Source organism: Parabacteroides sp. AM17-47, assembly GCF_003434625.1.
GTDB classification, from domain to species: domain Bacteria; phylum Bacteroidota; class Bacteroidia; order Bacteroidales; family Tannerellaceae; genus Parabacteroides; species Parabacteroides distasonis.
The window spans coordinates 130896-156273 of the sequence record NZ_QTLI01000011.1 but is presented as its reverse complement, the minus strand read 5'-3'; the positions used below and the strand labels follow the sequence as shown (position 1 = coordinate 156273).

Here is a 25378-nt window from a genome sequence, read left to right as displayed (position 1 = left end):
TTTTAGTCGATTATTTTTATCCATTTATTCTCTGTCGATCCGGTAGCTACAATCGTCTCGATAAACCGCATGCCACGGACACCGTCTTCGGCGGAAGGGAAATCCAAGGTCTCAAGAGCCGGTTCCTCACCAGCCAGAATCGATTGCAAAGCCAAGGCGAAATTCCGATACAAATTAGCGAATGCCTCTATATAGCCTTCCGGATGCCCGCCCGGTGTACGGGAATTATGAGCGGCGATACCCGACATATATCCATTGGAAGTACGGACGATCTCCGCTGGACGATCCGGCCAACGCATAACCATCGTATTCGGTTCTTCTTGACGCCATTCCAACCCACCTTTCTCTCCATACACACGAATATTCAAGCCATTCTCTACACCTACGGCGATCTGGCTAGCGGTCAGCACCCCTTTCGCACCTCCCTCATAACGGATCAATGCCGCCCCATCGTCATCCAAAAGACGATCCGGCACGAAGGTATTCAATTCACCGCATAATTCCACGGCCTTCAGCCCTGTTATATATTCCGCCAGATTAAACGCATGCGTCCCGATATCCCCCATGCAACCGGCCTTGCCCGACCGACCGGGATCCACCCGCCAAGCCGCCTGCTTATTAACATCAGCGCAGTCATTATATAGCCAGCCTTGAGGATATTCCACATAAATACGGCGTATCTTACCTAAATCCCCCCTGCGTACCCTTTCCCGAGCCTCCTTCACCATCGGGTAAGCGGTATAGGTATGAGTCAGCATAAACAATTTTCCGGTTTCCTTCACTTTGTCACGTAATTGTTTCGCCTCATCCAAGGTATATGTCATCGGTTTATCCAGCACGACATGAAAACCATGTTCCAACGCCATCATGGCCGGACCGAAATGCACATGATTCGGGGTAACAATAGACACAAAATCCATCCGTTCGCCTTCAGGCAGGGTGGCCTCTTTCTCTATCATTTCCTGATAAGATGCGTAAATACGATTATCCGGTAAAAATAAAGATTGTCCGGTAGCCAATGAATTCTCCGGGCGAGAACTGAAGCATCCACAGACCAACTCGATCTGTCCGTCTAAATTAGCGGCGATACGATGAACGGCCCCGATAAACGAGCCTTGTCCTCCACCGACCATTCCCATTCTGATTTTTCGTTTCATGGTATTATTCCGTTTTATTAAACTAAGGTAATTACATTGTTGATTCACAAAGCTATGAAAAATAACCCTGCGTACGCCAATTTAACAGCTTAATATTTTTTAATTCACAAAATATATCGTTCCTTTGCGTCAAACATTTACCAAAAATATCAACTATGAAGAAAAATGAATTAGTGGCTATCGCCTGTCTGCTTTGTTTTTGTTGTTGTAATGGAACGGAAAAGGAAGTACCTAACCCCGACCTACAAGAGGAATTATCACCCATACAGTTTACGATCGATTTACAAAAGGAAGTATTACCCTTCCCCGTAACCAAGAGTATTCCCGAGCTGAATATCCCTGAGCCTATTCCCCAAAATCCCGATGCCGAGGAAGATCCTTCTACACCAGATATCGATCCGGATAATTTATACAACCGGATCGATTATATCGTATACCAAAGCGGAAAACCGGACATTCTGGTAAAACATAAGCAATTCACGCCTCAAGATCCGGATTTCACGATCATTTATGATTCACTGCCCTCCGGCGACTATCATATTTGTTTCCTAGCCCACTCAGACAAGAATATCTCCGTGTCCGGACAAACCGCACTATTCAGTAAAGTCTCAGATACGTTTCATCTTTTTCTCACCCAAGAAGTACAAACGGGAGAAAGAATCATTAAGGATATCACCTTACAAAGAATCGTCGGTAAAATAGAGTTCATATCCACCGATGCCGTACCTAAAAACCTAAAAAGCTTCACGATAAATGTCTCCAATTATCAAAACAAGATTGACTTAACCACTGGGAATGGCATTTCTCAAAACACGCCTTATACACAAACCGACACTTTTAACGACTCTGATATCGGGAAAACAAATTTCTCCCATTCCTTCTTCACGTTTATCCCGGCTCCAGAATTCATGCTCAAAGCACACCTCTCGGCCAAAAATCAGATAAATGAAGTAACCCGGGAAAGAGAGGTTAATGACATCCTGCCTCTCATAAATCACATTATTCGTTATACTGGGATTCTCTACACCCCGAAGGAATCAGACGAGACCTTCACCCTTGATATATTAAACGATGGCAAATGGGATAGCCCCATCGACAAAGATCTAAAAGATTAATACAAAACCGGTGTGCCAAATTTGACACACCGGCTACCTTTTTCCTAACCTTCACACTTATTTTGCGTCTTCTATCTTGAAGAGAGCGTTAAATCCCGTCAAACTAAAGGTCTCACGAACCACATTCCGCATACCGATCAAACGTAAAGACCCTTTCTTGGCAGTCGTCATTTTTTGTAATATTAAAAACAATCGGAGGCCCGCGCTACTCACATATTCCAAATCAGAACAATCGACACATACTTTTACTCCCGGATTCTCCCATACCGGCAAAACCTTTTCCTCGCATTCGCGAGCCGTATTCGTATCCAATCTTCCTTTGATCTTAATTACAGTCTCTTCACCTTTTTGGTCAATAACTACTTCCATATCTTTATATTTTATTCGGTTATTTTTTTCTTCATGATAAAGACATTCCGCTCATCTACTCTCTGATAAGAGACCTCATCCATAATCTTCTTGATCAAGAAAATACCCAACCCTCCGATTGGACGGTCTTCGGCAGATAAAGTAATATCAGGGTCTTTTCTTAAAGTCGGATCGAAAGCAATCCCATGATCTATCAAAGTCACGATCAATTCCCCACCTTCCCTGACCAACGAAATGTCTACGGCATCCTCAACATCTCCCTTATACGCATAAAAAATTATATTTGAGACAGCTTCTTCCATCACCAGATTCAGGCTCATCATGAAAGCGGTGCTTAATCCCAATTCTTCTCCAGCTTCCTCCAAGAACTGATTCATCATGGAAAGCTCATGAATATCGTTCTTAATGCGTAATGTTTTTTGCATATATCTGAAAATTTTGCGCTAAAGATATAAAAAAAAGAAATATCCTTTCCTTAAATTTGTATCTTTACCTCCGAATAGTATTTAAAGGTATAGAGTTATGGCTAAAAGATATTTAATAAACATATTCTTATTGATCGCCGTCTTATGCGGGTTCAGTAGTTGCGAGGAGGATCCGTATTATGATCCGTATGAGGAAATCACCTATGATTTATGTAATTATGTATGGACTGATTGGTTTGTCGTAGACGGTTTAGATTGTGAGCAGCAACTTACATTTAATCCGGATGGGAAAGGATGGGATACAAGAATTTATCATTACCCAAGCGGACGCATAGATCGAGAGGAAATTCCATTCTACTGGGACTGGGACAATTACTATACCGATATACCTTATATGGACTATGAAGACGGCCAAACAACACTAGAGAACGTATGGATTAGTGGTCGGACTTTTAAATGTCTATATAATGGCGAATGGGTAACATTTAAGGCCTATCAAATAGGTCTCTAAAGGATATCTTTACGTACTTCCCCGGCAAAATCATACAATCCATCAAAAAGACAGGGATCTTTCCTCAATTGTTCGAACAGTCATACAAGTAGTCTCGCCGGGAATCGAACCCGGATCTAAAGTTTAGGAAACTTCTATTCTATCCGTTGAACTACAAGACCAACTCTTTTGAGATTGCAAAAGTATAATCTTTTCCTCAAATAGGCAACCGTTATCGGATGTTTTTCCCGCCTATCCGGAAGCTTCTCATTATTTCCGAAAAAACATGTACGTGTTTCAGGAAAAACATGTACGTCTTTTTCAAAAAACACGTACGTGTTTTCAAGAGCTAATATAACATCAAATAGATCAATCAAATAAGCTTTGCATCACCGATAACGATTTGATTTCCGGAAAATCCGGAAGATGTAGACGGTAATACTCAAGAATACGATGAATAATACGGACCCGCTCTTGCCGGGAAAAACCATAAAGCGACATATTCTCAAAACTGATACGCAGCAAACGGGAAAAGAAAGCGCTCTCCACCTTATTTAAATAATGCCGATGCATCGGGATATGATCCGTAAACACCCCATTCAACATATCGAAATAATATCCCACCCTATGCGATTCCATATTTGGGAAAATACCGAGATGGTGGAGAAGACCTAACAAGAAAACCATATGAAAATTAGCGATACCTTTATCCGCATACTCCAATAGATGTATGGACTCGTATAAATAATCAAATAAACGGGGATCCGGCTCCGTATCTTTCACGACCCTAAAAAGAACCTCCGAGAGGAAAAGCGCCAATACATTCTTAACCGGATCACAACAAACATCATTCAGCGGAAAACAAATGCGGGTCTCCTTAATCCGGTGCAAGTCCCGCTTATTCAAGTGCTCCACCTCCATTTCCAGAACGGACAAAGGTATAAACAAAGCCTTCGACACCGTGCTTTTCTTCCCACGGCTACGACTAACCAGATACGAGGCCCGGCCAAACGCCTCCGTATACATATATATAATAGAATATTTATCATTGTAAGGGATCGTATGCAAGACAATCCCCCTCGTTTTACACAACATAATTCGTATCTTTGCGACGATGATTAAGAACAAAGATACTCAAATTAACGTTATACATATAATTAAAGTATAGAATTATGTTGGACTTAACGACCCCTTCTTTATTATTTTCCGCCATATCATTGATATTGCTGGCCTATACGAATCGCTTCCTTTCATACGCCAGCGTAGTGCGCGCCTTGAAAGAAAAGCATCAGCAAACCCATGACCCCAAGGATATCGCCCAGATAGCGAACCTGCGGAAAAGGCTCTATCTGACCCGTTCCATGCAAATATTAGGAATACTCAGTTTGCTGCTCTGCGTGATCGCTATGTTCTTCATTTATGTATCGTGGCAGATTTTCGCCGCATGGATATTTGGCATAGCCTTATTGCTATTAGCGGCGTCGTTATGTGTATGTATCTGGGAAATAAATATTTCCGTTAAAGCCTTGGAAATTCATCTGGAAGATATAAGTTCTAAAGAGAAGTTAAAACAGTGAGTAGTATTAAATTTTCCTTCGAAATGTTTTGCCAGTTCGGAGAGATCGTCTATCTTTGCACTCGCAATCGGGAAATCACTTTCTTAGAACGCTATAAGTGAGAGCTTTGACATTTTGGCCCATTCGTCTATCGGCTAGGACGCAAGATTTTCATTCTTGAAAGAGGGGTTCGATTCCCCTATGGGCTACAATAAACAGGATTAAAAAACAATAAAGAGAAGATCGAGAAATGGCAAATCATAAGTCATCAATCAAGAGAATCAGACAGACAAACGCAAGACGTTTGCGTAACAGATATTACGCAAAGACAGCTAGAAACGCTATGAAAGTTTTGCGCGCTACTGAAGACAAGAATGAGGCACAAGCTTTGTTCCCTAAGGTATGCTCTATGTTGGATAAGCTTGCAAAAAAGAACGTTATCCACAAGAACAAGGCCGGTAATCTGAAATCTAAGTTGGCTAAGCACGTTAATGCGCTAGCATAAGCAGAAGGTAATTACTTTTACAAGTATAAAGCCGGACTCTCAATAAGCCCGGCTTTTTTAAACCTAATGGCCCATTCGTCTATCGGCTAGGACGCAAGATTTTCATTCTTGAAAGAGGGGTTCGATTCCCCTATGGGCTACCAACCAAAAGGAGAGAGATAAGTTCATGGCTTATCTCTCTCCTTTTTTATTATACCCGTCCTTTTTTCGCTATTTTCACATCCCCCACTTCGCTATCTCGATAAAAATCACTACATTTGTTAGATTTTTTTTTTGAGGACATAGATAATTACAGATTTTAAAGAAAGATAAACTCATGAGTGAAGAAATTAAGAATACTTCTACAGAGTACTCCGCAGATAGTATTCAAGTACTTGAAGGGTTAGAGGCAGTACGAAAAAGGCCATCCATGTATATTGGCGATACCAGCGAGAAAGGTCTCCATCACTTAGTGTATGAGGTCGTAGATAACTCCATAGACGAAGCGCTAGCCGGATATTGTACATACATCGACGTGGTAATCAATGAGGACAACTCGATCACGGTTACCGACGACGGCCGTGGTATCCCCGTGGATATTCATGAGAAAGAAGGTAAATCAGCCTTGGAGGTAGTATTGACGGTGCTGCACGCCGGCGGTAAGTTCGACAAGGGAACCTATAAAGTATCCGGTGGTTTGCACGGTGTGGGTGTATCTTGCGTAAACGCCCTCTCTACTTATCTGAAAGCGGAAGTTCGCAGGAACGGCAAAGTACATATGCAGGAGTTCTCTTGCGGAAAGCCGTTGCACGACGTACAGGTTATCGATAATACGGATAAAACAGGTACTACGATCTCTTTCAAGCCGGACGGTTCTATCTTTACGGTCACGGAATACAAGTATGATATCTTGGCTACCCGTTTGCGTGAATTAGCGTTCTTGAACGCAGGTATTACGCTACGTCTGACAGATAAGCGAGTTCTGAAAGAAGACGGTTCATTCAAGTCCGAGATATTCCATTCGGATGAGGGATTGAAAGAGTTTGTCCGCTATATCGACCGTTCTAAAGAGAAACTGATTCCAGACGTAATCCATATCGTTACCGAGAAGCAGGGTATCCCTGTCGAGGTGGCGTTAACTTATAATACTTCTTACAATGAGAGCGTATTCTCTTACGTAAATGATATTAACACGATAGAAGGTGGTACACACTTAGCCGGTTTCCGCCGTGGCCTGACCCGTACGTTGAAAAAGTACGCCGAGGATTCTAAATTATTGGAGAAAGCCAAGGTGGAGATTCAAGGGGATGACTTCCGTGAAGGTTTGACCGCCGTTATCTCTATCAAGGTAGCCGAACCTCAGTTCGAGGGACAGACAAAGACGAAGCTGGGTAATAGCGAGGTTACCGGTGCAGTGGATATGGCGATCGGTGAGGCGTTAGGCTATTATTTGGAAGAACATCCGAAAGAGGCGAAAATAATCGTCGACAAGGTGATCTTGGCCGCTCAAGCCCGTCATGCCGCTCGTAAGGCTCGCGAATTGGTACAACGCAAATCTCCGCTGACAGGAGGTGGGCTTCCCGGTAAATTGGCGGACTGTTCCTCTAAAGACGCAGCGATCTGCGAATTGTTCCTTGTCGAGGGAGACTCCGCAGGGGGTACGGCTAAGCAAGGACGCGACCGTAACTTCCAAGCGATCCTACCATTGCGCGGTAAGATATTGAACGTGGAGAAAGCGATGGATCATAAGATCTTCGAAAGCGAGGAAATCCAGAACATCTATCGCGCGATGGGCGTAACCGTCGGTACGGAGGATGACCCGAAAGCGTTGAACATGGAGAAGCTGCGTTACCACAAGGTGATTATCATGACCGATGCCGATGTGGACGGTAGCCACATCGCCACATTGATCTTGACCTTCTTCTTCCGCCGTATGCGTTCCTTGATCGAGAACGGATATGTGTATCTGGCGACTCCTCCCCTCTATTTGTGTAAGAAAGGTAAGGTTGAGGAATACTGCTGGACCGAGCAACAACGTCAGCAGTTCATCTTAAAATATGGAGGAGGCAACGAGAACTCGATCCATACACAACGATACAAAGGTTTGGGAGAAATGAACGACCATCAATTGTGGGATACGACCATGAACCCGGAAAACCGTACGTTAAAGCAGATCACGATCGACAACGCAGCCGAGGCTGACCAAATCTTCGCCATGTTGATGGGTGAAGACGTAGGCCCTCGCCGCGAGTTTATCGAGGAAAACGCTACATATGCTAACATAGATGCTTAAAATCATGAAAGTCCGTCGTCCGAATCTAGAGGCCCTATACAAAGAAGTTGATAATTATATACCGGCTAAAGAAAGCCTTCAACCTCCCCGAATAGGAATATCCGCTAACCGGAGAGACGGACTTTCCTGTATAGCCGAGACCTACGTGCAAGCCGTGCTGGATGCGGGGGGAGCCCCGGTACTTATCCCGGTGATCACGGATCTGAAAGCATTGACCGTACTGGTTTCCGAACTAGACGGATTGGTTATGAGCGGGGGTGGAGACATCAATCCGCTCTATTTGCATGAGGAGCCTATCCCGCAATTGCAAGACGTAGATACGCTACGTGACGAATACGATTTGATCTTGCTTCGCTTGGCCGCTAATCGACAAATTCCGATCATGGGTATTTGCCGAGGGCATCAGATCATGAATGTAGCGTTCGGAGGAAGTGTCTATCAAGACATCCATTCACAAGCCGGTCAACCGCTATTGAAACACAGCCAGACATTGGCGCGGGAATATCCGTCGCATACGGTAACTCTCGAACCGGGAACGAACCGGCTACGCGCTATTTTCAATGGAGAAGAACAAATCCTTGTCAACTCTTTCCACCATCAAGCGGTAAAAGAGGTCGCCCCCGGATTTAGGGCGACAGCGACCGCCCCGGATGGAATCAATGAGGCTATGGAACATACGGAGAAAACGATATTCGGCGTACAATGGCATCCGGAGGCCATGGCTCCGCAAGAGGATGAGGCCATGAAAGCCCTATTCGCTTACCATATCGAGAATGCCCGCCGTTTCGCGAAAGCCAAAGCGATCCATCAACGGATCGTGACGATCGATTCCCATACAGATACCCCGATGATCTTTCCCGGTGAATTTAATATCGGGGAGAAAGAAGGAGGGAAAGTAAATCTTCCTTTTATGGAAGAAGGGCGTATCGACGCAACCTTTATGGTCGCCTATATCCCGCAAGGTAAACGAGATGAGGCATCCTTACAGGCAGCGACAGCGTATGCGATAGAACGGCTGAATCAAGTAAAACGCCAGCAAACCTTACATCCGGACCGGATGGTTATAGCGACTACCCCCCAAGAGATCCGGACGATTAAGGCGCAAGGGAAAAAAGCGATCTGTCTCGGTATCGAGAACGGGTACGCTTTAGGGAAGCAGATCGAAAACCTACGGATGTTCAAGGAGATGGGAGTTTCTTATATCACCTTATGCCATAATGGGGATAACGATATTTGTGATTCCGCTAGAGGAAAACAAGAATGGAAAGGACTAAGTCCTTTCGGTAAGGAAGTGGTAAAAGAGATGAACCGATTAGGAATCATGGTTGATATCTCGCATGCGGCGGAAAGTACCTTTTATCAGGTACTGGAAGTGAGCGAGACGCCAATCATAGCCTCCCACTCTTCCGCACGTGCGCTTTGCGATCATCCTCGCAATTTAACGGACGATCAGCTGAAAGCGCTGGCCGCTCAAGGGGGTGTCGCCCAAATCTGCCTATACAAAGGATTCATCAATAAGGAAGAGGACAAAGCTTCTTTAAGCGACGCTATCCGCCATATCAATCATATCGTGGATTTAATCGGTATCGATCATGTAGGAATCGGCTCGGATTTTGACGGAGACGGGGAACTGATCGGTTGCTCGGCTACCAACGAGTTGATTAACATTACCGTCCGACTTTTAGAAGAAGGATATACGGAAGAAGATATACGGAAAATATGGGGTGGGAACTTGCTAAGGGTTATGACCGCTATACAAGATTTCCCAAACAAATAGCAAACGAAAACAACTACATATTATGAAAAAGATCTTATACACAGCAATATGCGCCTGTAGTATCTTATGTGGAGCACAGGCACAGACACCCGGATCGGAGGTACCCAACTTAAAAAAGCTATACGAGTTGACAGACTCTTGCGATGTAAACGTGCGGGCACGATTCTCCCCATTGATCGGGATTTCCGCTAGTATCTCCAATGGTGCTTCCCGGGTGGGGGCCACCTATATCCAATCCATCGTAAAGGCAGGGGGAACTCCGGTTATCATCCCGGCTGTTACTGACGGTAAGGTACTCAGAAATATCGTATCGAATTTAGACGGGCTAGTTCTTATAGGAGGAGCGGATGTAAACCCTCTATGGTATGAGGAGGAGCCTCGGGAAAAGCTGGAGGAAGTCGATCCGGTACGCGATTTGTATGAGTTGAAACTAATCAAGATGGCTACCGACCAAAATATTCCCGTCTTAGGCATATGCCGGGGATTGCAACTGTTGAATGTAGCGTTTGGCGGTACGCTTTACCAAGACATCCCCTCACAACGTGGCGATCATTCTGTCAAGCATAGGCAAGATTTACCCAGTTCGTATGGCTCACACCGTGTCTTTGTTGACGCGAACTCACAGCTAGCCACTATTCTAGGGAAAGATACCTTAGCCGTAAACTCTCTTCATCATCAAGCGATCAAGGAGTTGGCGCCTATCTTCAAGGCTACCGCTTATGCGCCCGACAGTATTATCGAGGCTATCGACGCTTATCCGAACCGATCCATCATGGGAGTTCAATGGCATCCGGAAGCATTGACTTACGGAGGCGACACTACGATGTTAAAGATATTCCACCATCTGATAGGAAAGGCCGAGACTCTCCACCAAGCCAAAGAGATGCACAAGCATTTCCTTTCCGTAGATACACATACCGATACTCCTTTCTGGTTTAAACGTGCCGGATTCAGCATCGCCGACCGGGAACGTAACCGGGTAAACATCCCTAAGATGCAAGAAGGGAAACTAGACGGGGTGTTCCTTGCGGCCTTCATCGGACAAGGTAAACGTGATGAGGCCTCTTTACAAGAAGCCGTACAAAAAGTAACAGGCTTGATCGAAGGTATTCGCAAGCAAGCTGAATTGAATAAGGATTTATGTGGCATCGCCGTTACGAACCAAGACTTCATCCGCTTGAAAAATGAAGGGAAAAAAGCGTTCTTTATCGGTATAGAGAATGGATACGGCATTGGTAAGGATCTGGCGAATATCGCTAAGTTCAAGGCGATGGGTGTCAATTATATCACGCTCTGCCACTCCTACGATAACGATATTTGCGACTCATCCACCCATACCAAGAAAGAATGGGACGGTTTAAGTCCGTTTGGCGAAGAGGTTGTGAAAGAGATGAATCGCCAAGGTATCATGGTGGATATGTCTCATGCCTCTGAGAAGTCATTTTGGGATGTTATCAAATTGTCCAAGGCCCCGATCATCTGCTCGCATTCCTCATCCATGGCGATGTGCAAGCACGACCGTAACCTGACCGACGAACAACTAAAGGCCCTTGCCCAAAATGGAGGCGTAGCGCAAGTTTGCTTGCTCGACCGCTATATCAATGAGGATTATAAAAACGCGAGCCTTACCGATGCGATCGAACATATCGATCATATGGTGAAAGTCGCCGGTATCGATCATGTAGGTATCGGCTCTGATTTTGATGGCGGTGGCGGAATTATCGGTTGCGAAAGTGACAACGATTTCATACAGATCACTGTTAAATTAATAGAGAAAGGATATACAGAGGAAGATATCGCCAAGATATGGGGTGGAAACTTGATGCGTGTATTAGACGAGGTTCAAGCGACTGCCTCCGTAAAAACATTATAAACAAAACAGATTTATGATCAGATTATTTTTTGCGTTATTGAGTTTTGCTCTTTTATCATGTGGAGCCAAAGGAACCAAAGAGACAGGTAATATGCCGGAGATCAAAAAACAACCGATCACTTCAGCTGTTCCCGATTTCAACGCAGACAGCGCTTACGCCTATGTAGCGAACCAAGTCGCTTTTGGTCCCCGTGTGCCTAACACGGCGGCTCATAAAGCATGCGGGGATTACTTAGCGTCTGAATTGAAGCGCTTTGGCGCCAAAGTCTACCAACAGGAAGCGATACTAACCGCCTACGACGGAACGAAGCTGGAAGCGAGAAACATCATAGGCTCGTTTGATCCGGAGAATAGTAAACGTGTTTTACTATTCGCGCATTGGGACAGCCGTCCCTATTCGGACCACGATCCCGATCCTTCCAAGCACCGAACTCCATTGGACGGGGCGGACGATGGCGGTAGTGGTGTAGGTGCCTTATTGGAAATCGCCCGCCAAATCGGACAAAAAGCCCCGGGTATCGGTATCGATATTATTTTCTTCGATGCGGAGGATTATGGTACGCCGGAATTCGTAACCGATTATACACCGGATAGCTGGTGCCTAGGTACCCAGTTCTGGGCAAAAAATCCGCATGTCCCCAATTATACGGCGGAATACGGAATCTTATTGGATATGGTGGGCGGCAAAAATGCTACGTTTTTCAAGGAGCAACAATCCTTACGTGCGGCAGCCCCGATCGTCGAGATGGTATGGAGCGCGGCCCGCGATCTGGGATATGGCAAATATTTCATTAACGCCACCGGCGGAGCGCTCATAGACGATCACCAATATGTGATTAGCGGACGTAATATCCCGAGTATCGACATTATTAACTACGACCCTGAGTCTAAAACAGGTTTCGCCAGTTATTGGCATACTCAAAAAGATAATATGGAAAATATAGACCGTGAGACTCTAAAAGCTGCCGGTCAAACCGTACTGGAAGTAATATACAATCGATAAAATACTGATAAAATGACAATCAATGAACTTCAAGACAATGTAATCGAAGAATTCTCAGTCTTCGATGATTGGATGGATAAATATGCGTTATTAATAGATCTGGGAAACTCCCTTCCCCCGCTTGATGAGAAATATAAAACGGAAAGCAACTTGATCGAGGGTTGTCAAAGCCGGGTTTGGTTCCAAGCGGATTATGTGGATGGAAAGATTATTTTCCAAGGAGAAAGCGATGCCGTGATCGTAAAAGGTATCGTATCTTTGCTGATACAGATCTTATCGGGCCATACCCCTCAAGAAATCTTGGATGCGGATCTATACTTTATAGACAAGGTAGGATTAAAAGAGCATTTATCCCCTACCCGTTCCAACGGGTTGGTAGCGATGGTGAAGCAAATGCGTCTGTACGCGATGGCTTACCGGGCAAAGGAACAACAATAAAAACAGGTGTTTTCACATGTATATAGGCACGAGCCGATACGTATATACGTGTAAGCCTACACCGATATAGGCATAGCCTCATACGTATATACGCATAAGGTTATGCCTATATACGTATTAAAAACCGAGTGTAAGCTGCTCCGGTAAGAGCGTAAAAGTCTTGCGATGATAAGGCGTGATTCCGTGGGTACGAATCGCTTCCCTGTGGACCTTGGTAGGATAACCTTTATTGTCCAGCCAATGATAAGCGGGGTATTCCAAGGCCAATTCATTCATATAATCATCCCGATAGGTTTTAGCCAATATAGAGGCGGCGGCGATACTCAGGTATTTGCCATCGCCTTTTACTACGGTCGTATGTGGAATATCGGGATAAGGGGTAAAACGGTTTCCATCGATCAATAAATGTTCCGGCCGTACTTTCAATTGCTCGATCGCACGATGCATGGCCAAGAAAGAGGCTTTCAAAATATTAATCTTATCGATCTCTTCCGGGCTAACGATACCTACCGCCCAAGCGATCGCCTCACGCTCGATAACGGGACGAAGCTTATACCGTTTCTTCTCGCTTAATTGCTTGCTATCGTTTAAATCCTCATTCTTAAAATCTTCCGGAAGAATCACGGCGGCGGCGAATACCGCACCCGCCAAGCAGCCTCTTCCCGCCTCATCACACCCAGCCTCTATACGCCCGGTTTCCATATAGGGTAATAACATGTATCTATCTCTTTTTATCGTAAAACACGCCACATGCTTACGATGCTCATTCAAGCATCCTTACAATGGGCATCGTAAGCACCTTTAAATGCCCATCATAAGCTCCATTGAATGGGCATCGTAATTTTAACTATTCAAATCCTTCACAATCCAAGGGCGAAGCACGAACCAAGCGAATGCCGTAGCGGCGATCACCCCGCAAGTATTCGCCAAGAAATCAAACCAATCCCCACCCCGGTACGTCGTACAATATTCTTGCAATATCTCAATAATCCCACTCATAACGATCGGGCATAAAACCGCCCCGATCCAAGCATGCCATAATACCGTCTCATACTTCCGGTGATTCCGCAAGAACTCCAGCCATAGCATACCCGACATCCCCCCATACATACAGAAATGAACCACCTTGTCCACACCCGGGAATAAAGGGATATCATCCATCCTCGGCGGCTTAAAGAACGACAAGTAAATAACGATCAATATAATCGCCAGTGAAAACGGATATTTCTTAATATAATACATCATACTCAAAACATCTTCCGAACTCGTTCCACACCTGCGATGAACGTATCGATCTCCTCTTTCGTATTATAAAAGGAGAAAGACGCCCGCACCGTCCCCTCGATCCCTAAGGCATGCATCAAAGGCTGGGCACAATGATGCCCTGTACGAACCGCTATTCCCAAACGGTCCAGCAACATCCCCATATCGTAATGATGGATATTACCCACCAAAAAAGAAAGCACCGCTCCTTTATGATCCGCTTGTCCGAAAATACGCATCCCTTCGATCGTATTTAATCCAGCGGTCGCATATCGCAAAAGCTCATCCTCATAAGCAGCTATATTCTCTATACCGATCCGGTCTACATACCGCAAGGCTTCCGCCAACGCCGTGCTACCAATATAATCCGGAGTTCCCGCCTCAAACTTAAAGGGAAGCTCATTAAAAGTTGTCTTCTCGAACGAGACCGTAGCGATCATCTCGCCTCCTCCCTGATACGGAGGAAGTTTATCCAACCACTCCTCTTTACCATACAAGACCCCGATACCCGTCGGTCCGTAAATCTTATGACCAGAGAAAACATAGAACTCCGCATCCAAGTCCTGCACATCCACCTTCATATGCGGAACGGCTTGAGCCCCGTCTACCAACACCGGTACGCCTTGTTCATGAGCGATCTCGATCATCGCCTTTACCGGATTCACCGTACCCAAGACATTAGACACATGAGTCACGGAAACCAAACGAGTCTTATCCGAGAATAATTTACGATACTCATCCAGATTCAACTCCCCTTTCTCATTCATCGGGATCACCTTCAACGTAATACCTTTCCGGGCCGCTTGTATCTGCCAAGGAACGATATTGGAATGATGCTCCATCACGGACACGATCACCTCATCCCCTGCCGACATACATTCATCCGTAAAGCTGGAAGCGATCAAATTAATGGATTCCGTAGTTCCCCGGGTAAAAATAATCTCATTCGAGGAACGGGCATTCAAGAAATGCTGTACCGTTTTGCGAGCCTCCTCATGCGCCTCTGTCGCCGCTTGGCTCAAGAAATGTACGCCTCGGTGGATATTGGCGTTTACGTTATAATATCCATTCTCTATCTTTTCTACCACTTGACGAGGTTTCTGGGTAGTAGCGCCATTATCGAAATATATCAGCGGTTTATCGTATATCTTATGATCCAAGATCGGAAAGTCTTTTCGGATCGCTTGAACGTCTAACATAGTCTTACTTCTTTTTGTCTTAAAATTACGAGAGCCAAAGATACAAAAAAAAGGCTTTCTCGCTGAAAGAAAGCCTTTTTTATCATTACCTAACAGATATTACGCCTACACTTTATTCTCTTCTCGCACGTTTACTTTTCTCTTCCAAAGTTAAAGTACGGAGACTCTGTGCGGGCGTTGTCCATTAAGGATACTAGTTCTTTTACCTTATCGGGATACTTCTCCGCTAGATTCGTATCCTCATGTATATCATTACTTAAATCATACAGTTCCAATATAGTTTCACCCACGATCGGTTGCCGGATTAGTTTCCATTTACCGGAGCGCAATGCTTCCCGGCCATTCAACTCGTGAAATTCCCAATATAAATAATCATGGGCCTGTTGATTTTTCTTTGATAACAAGGTTGGTAAGAAAGAGATTCCATCCGTCTGCTCGGGCAAGACCGTACCTGTAAGTTCTGCCAATGTCGGCATGACATCCCAGAATGCGCTTATATGATCCGATTGAGCTCCGGCCTTGATCGTACCCGGGCACCATGCCACCATAGGTATACGGATACCTCCTTCATATACATCCCGTTTGATCCCCCTGAAAGGTCCGTAGCTCTTGAAAAAATCGGGATCAGCTCCACCTTCATGATGTGGGCCGTTATCGCTGGTAAAAATCACGATCGTATTCTTATCCAAACCCAACTCTTTCAATTCAGCCATTACATCCCCCACGTATTTATCCAACCGGGAGACCATGGCGGCAAAGGAGGCCAAGGGCTTCTCCGAGGTGTTATAACCGCCATACACTTTATCAAACTTACCAATATAAGGAGTCTCCTCGAATGAGTTCTCGTACATCTTATAAATAGAATCATGCGGAAGATTCAATTCCGCATGAGGCAGCGTATAAGTAAGCATCGCAAAGAACGGTTGCTCCTTATGATCCCGGATGAACTTCAATGCTTGCTCATGAATCAAATCTTGTGAATATGTCTTGCAAGCATTGTTCTCGTTTTCAGGAAAAAGAACCTTCTCCTCATTATGCCATAAATGATCCGGATAGAAGGAATGCGACTGCCGTTGGCAATTATATCCATAAAACTCATCGAAACCCATCTTATTAGGAATGGAGACAGAGCCCGGATTTCCCAACCCCCATTTACCAAAGATGCCGGTCGTATAACCGGCCGATTTCATTAATTTACCCAACGTATAGGTATCCTCCCGCATCGGCTGTTGGCCTTCGGGCGTGATCTCCCGGTTTCCCCGGACTTGCGTATGTCCCGTATGCAATCCGGTCATCAAGGAACAACGGGAAGGGGCACTCACCGTACATCCGGCATAATGCTGCGTAAACAACATTCCCTCCTTCGCCATCCGGTCTATATTGGGAGTCTTGATAATCTGTTGGCCATAACAGCCAACATCTCCATATCCTAAATCATCCGCTAAGATATACACAACATTCATAGGACGCTCCGGAGTTTTTTCGCAACCGGACATTCCGATAAGCGTCAATGTCCCGGATATACATAAAGTCAATTGTGTTTTCATATACCTTTAAAATAAATAGAAGTGTTAGAAACCAATTACAATCTTCTGATCTTGATTCGTAGACAAGCGGTTCATCCGTACCTTAACCCTTCCCATACGGTCCGAGGCATCGAAGTACCAGCCTTCTTGTCCGGCATTGAACGCTTCGGGGGAGATGGCAGATAGCGGCTTCCCGGCTACGGTTACGTTTGACGGGCTGGACTCCGAGCGGACATCCAATAGGTAAGTACGCTCTTGGTAACGTCCTTTATAATCTCCTTTCGCTTTCGCAATATCCACGGTGATCGTGCCTTTCTCTCCTTTTGGGGAGGAAACAGAGATCAAGGTACAGGCAAACTCGCCTTTCTTATAATCACGGGTGAGACCGTCGTCTTCATATAAATTGAAAGAGGTGTTTCCGTAGGGATATAAGTCCAAGGTCAAGACATCCGCAGGTTTCTCGCCGACATAATTCATATCCGGGTACATCGGGATAATGGCGCCTTGACGGATAAATACCGGGCAAATATCCAATTTAGCCTCATATTTATCCAACCACTTGCCACCCTCGTATGTCTTTCCGGTCCAATAGTCGTACCATTCTCCGGCAGGGAAGTAGATACTGTCGCGTACATTCTTACGGGTATATACAGGGGCAACCATCATCCACTCGCCACTCATAAATTGATATTGGGTGGTCGTATCACGGGTAACCACGTCATCCGGGAATTCCAGTACCATCGCACGAGCCATCGGTACACCGGTCGTATGCGCCTCATGGCAATAGGTATAGGCGTACGGGTTCAGACGCATCTTCAGCTTTAAGAATTTACGGTTGATATCCGTGTACGGATGCCCATATACCCAAGGCTGACGGTCGGCATCCGCCCAGCCGCTCATGGTCATAAAGATCGGGGTGAAAACCTTCCATTGCAAGTCGCGGGTATAGGTTTTCGGGGAACCGCCGAAGATACCGTCCACATCGCTAGTAGCGGCGTTCATGGCGGAAAGGCCGGCACCCGTGATCGTCGGGATATGGTAACGGATATAATCCCAATTGCTCACTTGGTCACCGCTCCATACCGTAGAATACCGTTGGGTTCCGGCCCAACCGCAAACAGCCCATACGAAACCCCGTTCATTCGTATTGTTCTCGATCCCCTCGAATGCGGATTTACAGCCGTTCAAGGCAAACTCATAGCCTTCTCCAACCCAAGCCACATCCAATTTACACAGGCGGGTACCACATTTACCAACCTCGTAGGCGATCTTATCCACACCATTCTCTGTCCACAAGCCCGTATGGAAGCCTCGTTTACCTAATTCCGTCACAACAGAATCCAATTTCACATAGCCGCAACCATAGCCATCGTTCGGCAAGATCCAGCCACGGGGCATATCATATTCCACATATTTATCGGCAACTTGGCTGATTACGTCCGGGGTGGATTGAGGCCATCCGGTGCGCTGTTCCCCTTTGTTATAGCAGTCGGCGTCTCCCATCGTAAGCATCCACATCGCCGGCATAAAAGGTTTTCCGGTGATATCCGTATAGTCGTTCAATAGGTCTTTCAAGGAAGGGCCGTAGAAGTAGAATGCGTCAAAGCGATTCTCGTTATGCGTCAACTGACTGGTGAAGCCCATCAGCTTAAAGCCATCATCATAGTTCTTGTCCAGCATTTCCGTGCCGTTGAAGGCATAATGTCCCGGGGCAAACGTATTGCGGAATACGCCATATCCTTTCGTGGACATATAGAAGGGAGCCGGGTTAGAGGATTGATCTTCATCCCAACCGGTCACCTCGATATCCGCTTCCTTCCCAGCGTATGAGAAATTACCTTGTTGCATACCGCAACCGTAGAAATCCTCATCACCGCTACGGCGCATCGTTTGGGTCGTTTTTAGTCCGAAGGCAAGTGGTTCGGCCTCCTCGTAGATCACGGCACGGTTATTCTTGTCATACATGGCGAAACGAATAGGGTTCTTATAGACACGTACGACACATTGGGGAGTCGTGAACTTATAATAGCTGCCGTTGTCGGCCATGGAGACTCTCGGGTTCTTTACCCCATAATCCACAACGATCGAGTTTGCCGCCGGATTGGTATATTCCCCATCCGGTGCCAACCAGATACGGAAGATATCATCCCGGTAAAACATCAACTTAACCTTAGCGTACCCGGAGACGAACTCATATTCCGTGTTGCTGATCTTATTGAACTTCATCAACTTACCCAAGTTCATACGGGCGGCGAACAGGTTCGCTTTTAATACGTTGTTTGACGAACGCTCATCCTTCGGGTATTGGATAGCGAACTCTATTTTATAGGAGCCCATCTGGGTTAGGTCGGTAGCGGGGAAAGCTACCTCATATTCCTCTTGTTTAGCGATCGGATGCCCGGAGGCGGTTACCGTGGCGGTTAGTTTCTGACCGTTGTTCAAGGAGGCGGTTACCGTGAAATCCTCGTCTACGGGCTGGGAGCCAACGTTCTTCAGCTTCACTTTCAACACGTCTTCCTTCGTGAACGTATTCCCGGTTTCTTGGTGTGAGGTCACTTTCTCCAAAGCCAAATCATGTGCGAAAGGCTCTGTCAGCTCAATATCATCGACCATCCAGTACCAAGAGAAGATATCCCGCCAGAAGAAACGCAAGTAGACAGTTTTCTGGTTCGCGGCTACCTCGCTGATGTTAATCTCCTCATTCACCGGGGCATGAAGCTGGGTAGCGGCGGGGATCTTATCCATCACGTTATACTCTTTCCAATTCAACCCGTCGTTGCTGACGCCAACCCAAAGGCCGGCACGTTTTCCGGTGAACCAATTATTCCAACGAAACAAGTGCTGGAATTTCAATACCACATCGTTCTTTCCCGCACAATCGATAGCGCTGGTCTGGAAATAGCCGTTCGGGTATTCCTCCCGTTGATTCCACTTCGTGATCTCCTCCCCGGTGACTACGCCCGGCCGGAATTGCATATGATAGCCACGACTCGTAGAGGCGATGGGAGGCGCTTGTTGCTCAAACTGGAAAGAACCGGGATAAGGCTGATCGGTAACAATCCATTCACACTTTGCCGATTTCGTCGAATCGACAATCATCCAGCCGTCGGGTAATTTCCCGGCGGAGAAATCTTCTTTCCAAAAACTTTGTTGTGCGGACAGGGAGGAAACGCAACCTGTCAGAAGCATGGATACAATTAGACTTTTTATCATTTGAATTAGTTGATTAGATTTAGGCAGTAAAGATAGTCTTAATTTACGAGGGTTCGCAAACGTTCGCGTGATTTTTATTCTCTTTTCGCTGGGCGGAAACGTGTTATTATCAATGGAATCCTTCTATCTTCGCGTATGTACAACCTTGTCATATAAATCAATAAACATATATCATGAACAGACATTTATTCTTGAGCCTTTTACTGGCCCTTTTCGCTTCCAGTACGCTTTCAGCCGATAACCTTAAAATCGAGCCGGCCTTCTGGTGGAGCGGTATGAAGAACCCGGAACTCCAGCTGATGGTGTATGGTAAGGATATCGCTGGATATCTCCCTAGCGTGAAATATCCCGGCGTACAGTTGAAAAGCTCGGTAGCGTTGGAAAGCCCGAATTACCTATTGATCTATCTGGACGTGGAAAAGGCCAAGCCCGGCAGGTTTGATATCACGTTCACGAAGGACAAAAAGAGTTTCAATTACTCGTATGAGTTGAAGGCCCGTAAACCGAACGCTGATCGGATCAAGGGGTTTGACTCTTCCGACGTGCTTTATCTCATCATGCCGGATCGTTTCGCAAACGGAGATCCCTCGAATGATCAAATCCCGATGCGTACCGCTTATAAGGTAGACCGTAACAGCCCGAACGCCCGTCACGGAGGCGACTTGGCCGGTATCGAACAGCATTTGGATTATATCGAGGATCTGGGCGTTACCGCTATCTGGCTGAACCCGGTATTGGAGAATGACATGGAGGGAGGCTCTTATCACGGATATGCCACGACGGATTATTATCGGGTAGACCCACGCTTCGGCACGAACGAGGATTACGTCCGCTTGATCGAGAAGACACACGAGCGGGGCATGCGTGTCGTAATGGATATGATCTTCAACCATTGTGGAAGCGATCATCCTTGGATGAAAGATATCCCTAACCACGACTGGTTTAATAATCTCGATAACTACGTGCAGACCAACCACGATAAAGAGGCTTATTTCGATCCTTACGTCTCGGATTATGATAAGGAGACGATGCTGAACGGCTGGTTTGTCCCGAGCATGCCGGACTTGAACCAAAAGAACCCACATGTAGCCAAATACCTTATCCAGAACTCGATCTGGTGGATCGAGTATTGCGGCGTGGATGGTATCCGTCAAGATACGTATCCGTATGCCGACGTGGACATGATGCGGAATTGGTGTACGGAGGTCATGAACGAGTATCCGGAGTATAACATCGTAGGCGAGGCGTGGATGAACTACACGATCGGTTCCGCTTATTGGCAGAAAGGCAGCCGGTTGAACTTCGGGCAGGATACCGAGCTGAAATCGGTAATGGATTTCCGCTTGATGGGTATCGCAAGTAAGGCGTTCCATGAGGAGACTGGGTATTCCGGAGGCTTGCATACGATCTTCGAGCATATGTGTTATGATTATGTATATCCCGATATCTATAATGTATTGCGTTTCTTGGAGAACCATGATACGGATCGTTTTCTTCCCTCCATGCCTAAGTCTGTCGATGATTTGTACGCGTTCAAGCAAGGGGTGACATTCTTGTTGACGATCCCCGGTATTCCCCAGCTCTATTACGGGCAGGAGTTGCTGATGAATGGCACCAAGGAGAAGGGAGACGGATATATCCGCTTGGATGTTCCCGGTGGCTGGCCCGGCGACAAGGTGAATCAATTCGAGGCATCCGGTCGCAGCGAGGTGCAAAATGACGCATGGAATTTCCTCCGTACTTTATTGAAATGGCGCAAGGGCAACGATATCATCGCTAAGGGTAAGATGAAACATTTCATGGTGAACCAAGGTGTCTACGTGTACGAGCGCAGTCTGGATGGCCGGAGCGTATTGGTCTTGATGAATGGCAGCGATAAGGAGGTGAACCTCCCGTTGGCCCGCTATGCGGAAGTATTGCGAGGTAAAACCTCCGGAAAAGAGATATTAACCGGAAAGGAGATTCCATTGGGAGACGAATTATCCTTGGCACCAAAAGGGATCTTCGTGCTGGAAATGTGATACCATTAGCCCCGATGATTTTTCATTCGGGGACCTATTTATAGATTACTAATAATTAAATCGGGAGGCCTCTTAAACCTCCCGATTTTCTTTTCATATATACTATTTTAATCTCTTTTCAAGAATCAATTGATGCCTGCATTGAATGCCGTTCTCCCAGATAGGTTCGGCATAGTTCCGCACGAAATAATCGCGATCTACGGCAACCAAGTCGAAGCCTTCCTGTTGATAAAGCATCATCGGGCCGGCGGCTGAGGTTCCGGTGCAAATACGCAAAAGCTCGACATCTTGAGCCGGAGCCCATTTATTAGATACATGCCGTAATAGTTTCCGGGCGATTCCTCGCCGACGGAAGATATCCGCCACGGCAAGGTTCATAATCTCCGCCTTGCCACCCTCCTCCTTGCGAACCACGATCACGCCGGCAACGGAATTTCGTACCGTAGCGATAAAGCAATCCGAATCCTTTAGGTAAGCCTCTACTTTCTCCCGATCCGGATCGGCTTCCAGCAGTAACTCATAAGGAGGGAATAAAGCTACTTGTATCTCCGGCTCCCCGTTAGCGACGATCTCTATTATATTTCCGTCAGGATCTCGGATTACACCCTCATAGTAACCATCCCCGGAAGTGCGGGTCTCACCGGCGATCGTGTATCCATCCATCCGGAAACGTTCGATCATTTGATCCACTTGCTCCTTCTTATCCGCATGAAAGGCCAGATGAGCCAAGCCGATATGATCCTTGTCGTAAGCCTCAGTAATATCTTGCCGTTGCATGATCTCCAAAGCGGGGCCACTCTCGAAAGAGACGAAATAAGAGGCGAACCCTTTCTTTGGATTCACATATTTCTCATTACTCTTACCGTTGAAATACTTTACATAGAAATCCCGTAAACGTTCCAGATGATTCGTCCATAGGGCGATGTGTGTTAACTGCATAAGTTGGAGGTTTTAATTTGTCACTGCCAAAGATACGAAAAATCAGACATGGTTCCCTACATTATCGTCGGGATAATCCATGCCTGATTATAGTTTTCCTCTTATTCGCAATTATTTACAAATCCGGCAACCGGCGCATTTAGCCAGTTCACCGCGGAAACGTTTCTCTACCAGTTTATGCAAACGGTCTTTCAACGCCTCCAAGCGTACATGGTCGATCACGTCGGAAGTGAAAGCCACGCTCAATAACATACGGGCCTCGTCACGCGGGATACCGCGACTTTGCATATAGAACAAAGCGTTCTCATCTAACTGACCGGTCGTCATACCGTGCGAGCATTTTACGTCGTCTGCGTAAATCTCCAGTTGCGGCTTGCTGTACATACGGGCCTCACGGGTAGCGCACAGATTACGGTTCGTCTGGTAAGCGGCAGTCTTCTGGGCATCCTCTTTCACCAAGATACGTCCACTGAAGACACCTACGGCATGATCATTCAGTACGTTCTTGAACAACTCGTTGCTGGTACAATTCGGGACCGCATGGGTGATATGGCTATAGGTATCCATCTGTTGCTCCTTGTCCAGAACGGACATACCGCATAAGGTAGACTCGGCATACTCGCCATTCAGTTCCACATAATAATTGTTGCGAGTCAAGCCATTCGTCAACGTAATACCGTTTACCAAGACATTGGTCGAAGCCGCCTGCTTTACGTGTACGGAAGAGAAACGGGTCGTAGACTCGCTGCTTTCTTCCAAATCATAATAATCAAAGCGAGCACCTTCCTCCGCAAAAATCTCAACCACTTGAGTCGCCAAGAATTTCACGTCATCGATACTATGATCGCAAACCAATAGCTTCGCTTCCGAATGAGGTTCCATAATCACCAGAACACGACGGTTCGCCATCGTATCCACATCGCTACGGAAAATATTCACCAATTGGATAGGACGCTCAACCACGACATTTTTCGGTACATACACCACGAAACCATCTTGGGCTAACATCGTATTCAACGCAATAATACCATCCTTGCTACTCGGCGCCGCCTTTCCGTAATACTTGGAAGCGATCTCCGGATATTGCTCCGTAAAAGCCTTCAACCCTCCAGCATACACGCCTTCCGGCAAATGCGTTTTTGGCAATTCCTTATCGTAAAACGTATCGTTCACGACAAAGTATAACGATGTGCTCAGGTTCGGCACGTCACAACGGAACACGTCATAAGGATTCACTGGGATAGCGACCCGGTTGATATTCAAACCGTAATCCGGAGCGAACGCTTGGGCTACATCCGTATATTTATAATCCTCGCTTCTCGTGGAGGGGAATCCGAGTCGCTCAAAGTTCGCCAAGGCATCAGCCCTAAGGGCATTCATCACCGGCGTACTATGACGACATACCAGATCCTCACATTGGGCGAAAAGATCGATATATTGTTGCTCGGCCTTCATATTACTCATCTCCCATCTCTTTCTTGATCCAGTCGTAACCTTTCTCTTCCAGTTCCAAGGCCAATTCCGGACCGGCGGTCTTCACGATACGGCCTTTGTAAAGCACATGAACCACATCCGGCTTGATGTAATCCAGCAGACGCTGATAGTGCGTGATTACGATAGCGGCATTCTCCGGAGTCCTCAACTGGTTCACGCCATGCGCTACGATACGCAAGGCATCGATATCCAAACCACTATCCGTCTCATCCAAGATCGCCAATTTCGGCTCCAGCATCGCCATCTGGAAGATCTCGTTCCGCTTTTTCTCTCCACCGGAGAAACCTTCGTTCACGCTACGGCTGGCTAGTTTATTATCCAGCTCGACGATCGCACGCTTCTCACGCATCAATTTCAAGAAGTCCGTAGCCGAAACCGGTTCCAGACCGTTATATTTACGGTGCTCGTTCAACGCCGCACGCATAAAGTTCACCATACTAACTCCCGGGATCTCGACCGGATATTGGAAGCTCAAGAAAATACCCTCACGGCTACGGTCCTCAGGAGAAAGATCCAACAGATTCTTACCGTTGAAGATAACCTCTCCTTCCGTTACCTCAAAAGCGGGATTACCTACCAATACACTACTTAACGTACTTTTTCCGGAACCGTTCGGTCCCATGATAGCATGTACCTCACCCGCTTTCACCGACAGGTTGATACCTTTCAATATCTCTTTGCCATTTACGTTGGCATGTAAATTCTTAACCTCTAACATCTTTTCTAATTGAAAATTGAAAGTT

At 46.2% G+C, this 25378-nt stretch carries 22 protein-coding genes and 3 tRNA genes; 12 read left to right on the top strand and 13 right to left on the bottom strand.

The features are described from left to right. Positions 1-2: 2 nt before the first annotated feature. A complete protein-coding gene (locus DW205_RS10910) occupies positions 3-1157 on the bottom strand; it encodes a Gfo/Idh/MocA family protein (RefSeq protein ID WP_005867614.1) in 1155 nt (384 codons plus the stop codon). 155 nt (positions 1158-1312) lie between these two features. Between DW205_RS10910 and DW205_RS10905 the strand changes: the two genes are divergently transcribed. Then, entirely contained in the window at positions 1313-2272 is a 960-nt protein-coding gene (locus DW205_RS10905) for a hypothetical protein (protein WP_005867611.1), read from the top strand. Positions 2273-2329: 57 nt separating this feature from the next. Here the strand turns inward: DW205_RS10905 and DW205_RS10900 are convergent, their stop codons facing one another. Beyond that, the gene (locus tag DW205_RS10900) at positions 2330-2641 is read right to left on the bottom strand and encodes an STAS domain-containing protein (protein WP_005859339.1); all 312 of its coding nucleotides are present in this window, start codon (positions 2639-2641) and stop codon (positions 2330-2332) included. A gap of 11 nt (positions 2642-2652) precedes the next feature. Next, positions 2653-3066 (bottom strand): ATP-binding protein, encoded by a 414-nt coding sequence (locus tag DW205_RS10895; RefSeq protein ID WP_005859341.1) that lies wholly within the window; start codon positions 3064-3066, stop codon positions 2653-2655. A gap of 97 nt (positions 3067-3163) precedes the next feature. On the opposite strand from DW205_RS10895, the gene DW205_RS10890 reads away from it, so the two are divergent. Beyond that, positions 3164-3577: a hypothetical protein gene (locus tag DW205_RS10890; protein WP_005867608.1), complete on the top strand. Its 414-nt coding sequence runs from the start codon at positions 3164-3166 to the stop codon at positions 3575-3577. An 89-nt stretch (positions 3578-3666) separates the two neighbouring features. Here DW205_RS10890 and DW205_RS10885 read toward each other — a convergent pair. Further along, positions 3667-3738, bottom strand: a tRNA-Arg gene (locus DW205_RS10885). 187 nt (positions 3739-3925) lie between these two features. Continuing rightward, complete coding sequence (gene recO / locus DW205_RS10880) at positions 3926-4651, bottom strand: DNA repair protein RecO (RefSeq protein WP_034530164.1); 726 nt, start codon at positions 4649-4651, stop codon at positions 3926-3928. A gap of 77 nt (positions 4652-4728) precedes the next feature. Here recO and DW205_RS10875 point away from each other — a divergent pair, with 77 nt between their 5' ends. The 9 genes from DW205_RS10875 to DW205_RS10835 all read left to right on the top strand — a co-directional run bounded on the left by DW205_RS10875 (position 4729) and on the right by DW205_RS10835 (position 12980). Next, positions 4729-5133: a DUF2721 domain-containing protein gene (locus tag DW205_RS10875; RefSeq protein ID WP_005867604.1), complete on the top strand. Its 405-nt coding sequence runs from the start codon at positions 4729-4731 to the stop codon at positions 5131-5133. A 116-nt stretch (positions 5134-5249) separates the two neighbouring features. After that, positions 5250-5321 (top strand) — tRNA-Glu (locus DW205_RS10870). A gap of 41 nt (positions 5322-5362) precedes the next feature. After that, complete coding sequence (gene rpsT, locus DW205_RS10865; RefSeq protein WP_005859369.1) at positions 5363-5617, top strand: 30S ribosomal protein S20; 255 nt, start codon at positions 5363-5365, stop codon at positions 5615-5617. A 68-nt stretch (positions 5618-5685) separates the two neighbouring features. Continuing rightward, positions 5686-5760, top strand: a tRNA-Glu gene (locus tag DW205_RS10860). A gap of 173 nt (positions 5761-5933) precedes the next feature. Next, positions 5934-7889 (top strand): DNA topoisomerase (ATP-hydrolyzing) subunit B, encoded by a 1956-nt coding sequence (gyrB, locus tag DW205_RS10855; protein ID WP_005867602.1) that lies wholly within the window; start codon positions 5934-5936, stop codon positions 7887-7889. After that, positions 7882-9666 (top strand): gamma-glutamyl-gamma-aminobutyrate hydrolase family protein, encoded by a 1785-nt coding sequence (locus DW205_RS10850; RefSeq protein WP_005867600.1) that lies wholly within the window; start codon positions 7882-7884, stop codon positions 9664-9666. Before gyrB ends, DW205_RS10850 begins: the two co-directional genes overlap by 8 nt. Before the next feature lie 22 nt (positions 9667-9688). Beyond that, positions 9689-11539, top strand: a complete 1851-nt coding sequence (locus DW205_RS10845; RefSeq protein WP_005867598.1) for a fused gamma-glutamyl-gamma-aminobutyrate hydrolase/peptidase — start codon at positions 9689-9691, stop codon at positions 11537-11539. Positions 11540-11552: 13 nt separating this feature from the next. Then, positions 11553-12542: a M28 family peptidase gene (locus DW205_RS10840; RefSeq protein WP_005867597.1), complete on the top strand. Its 990-nt coding sequence runs from the start codon at positions 11553-11555 to the stop codon at positions 12540-12542. A gap of 12 nt (positions 12543-12554) precedes the next feature. Next, positions 12555-12980: a SufE family protein gene (locus tag DW205_RS10835; protein ID WP_005867596.1), complete on the top strand. Its 426-nt coding sequence runs from the start codon at positions 12555-12557 to the stop codon at positions 12978-12980. Between the two features lie 117 nt (positions 12981-13097). Here DW205_RS10835 and DW205_RS10830 read toward each other — a convergent pair whose 3' ends face one another. From DW205_RS10830 to DW205_RS10810, 5 genes are all read right to left on the bottom strand, one after another. Then, positions 13098-13697 (bottom strand): ribonuclease HII, encoded by a 600-nt coding sequence (locus DW205_RS10830; protein ID WP_005859375.1) that lies wholly within the window; start codon positions 13695-13697, stop codon positions 13098-13100. Between the two features lie 126 nt (positions 13698-13823). Continuing rightward, the gene (locus DW205_RS10825) at positions 13824-14225 is read right to left on the bottom strand and encodes a VanZ family protein (protein WP_008777889.1); all 402 of its coding nucleotides are present in this window, start codon (positions 14223-14225) and stop codon (positions 13824-13826) included. A 2-nt stretch (positions 14226-14227) separates the two neighbouring features. Next, positions 14228-15442, bottom strand: coding sequence for an aminotransferase class V-fold PLP-dependent enzyme (locus tag DW205_RS10820; protein ID WP_005867594.1), 1215 nt, complete (start codon positions 15440-15442; stop codon positions 14228-14230). A 131-nt stretch (positions 15443-15573) separates the two neighbouring features. Next, on the bottom strand, positions 15574-16989 hold the full coding sequence (locus tag DW205_RS10815; RefSeq protein ID WP_005867593.1) for an arylsulfatase: 1416 nt from the start codon (positions 16987-16989) through the stop codon (positions 15574-15576). A 24-nt stretch (positions 16990-17013) separates the two neighbouring features. Then, positions 17014-20181 carry a TIM-barrel domain-containing protein gene (locus DW205_RS10810; protein ID WP_121963088.1) on the bottom strand — a complete coding sequence of 1056 codons (3168 nt, stop codon included), beginning with the start codon at positions 20179-20181 and terminating at the stop codon, positions 17014-17016. Positions 20182-20354: 173 nt separating this feature from the next. On the opposite strand from DW205_RS10810, the gene DW205_RS10805 reads away from it, so the two are divergent. After that, positions 20355-22202, top strand: coding sequence for a glycoside hydrolase family 13 protein (locus DW205_RS10805; RefSeq protein WP_121963087.1), 1848 nt, complete (start codon positions 20355-20357; stop codon positions 22200-22202). 102 nt (positions 22203-22304) lie between these two features. Here DW205_RS10805 and DW205_RS10800 read toward each other — a convergent pair whose 3' ends face one another. The 3 genes from DW205_RS10800 to sufC form a co-directional block, all read right to left on the bottom strand. After that, a complete protein-coding gene (locus DW205_RS10800) occupies positions 22305-23141 on the bottom strand; it encodes a GNAT family N-acetyltransferase (protein ID WP_005867589.1) in 837 nt (278 codons plus the stop codon). Between the two features lie 111 nt (positions 23142-23252). Next, positions 23253-24605: a Fe-S cluster assembly protein SufD gene (gene sufD, locus DW205_RS10795; protein WP_005867588.1), complete on the bottom strand. Its 1353-nt coding sequence runs from the start codon at positions 24603-24605 to the stop codon at positions 23253-23255. After that, entirely contained in the window at positions 24598-25353 is a 756-nt protein-coding gene (gene sufC / locus DW205_RS10790) for a Fe-S cluster assembly ATPase SufC (protein WP_005859388.1), read from the bottom strand. Before sufC ends, sufD begins: the two co-directional genes overlap by 8 nt. Positions 25354-25378 lie beyond the last annotated feature (25 nt).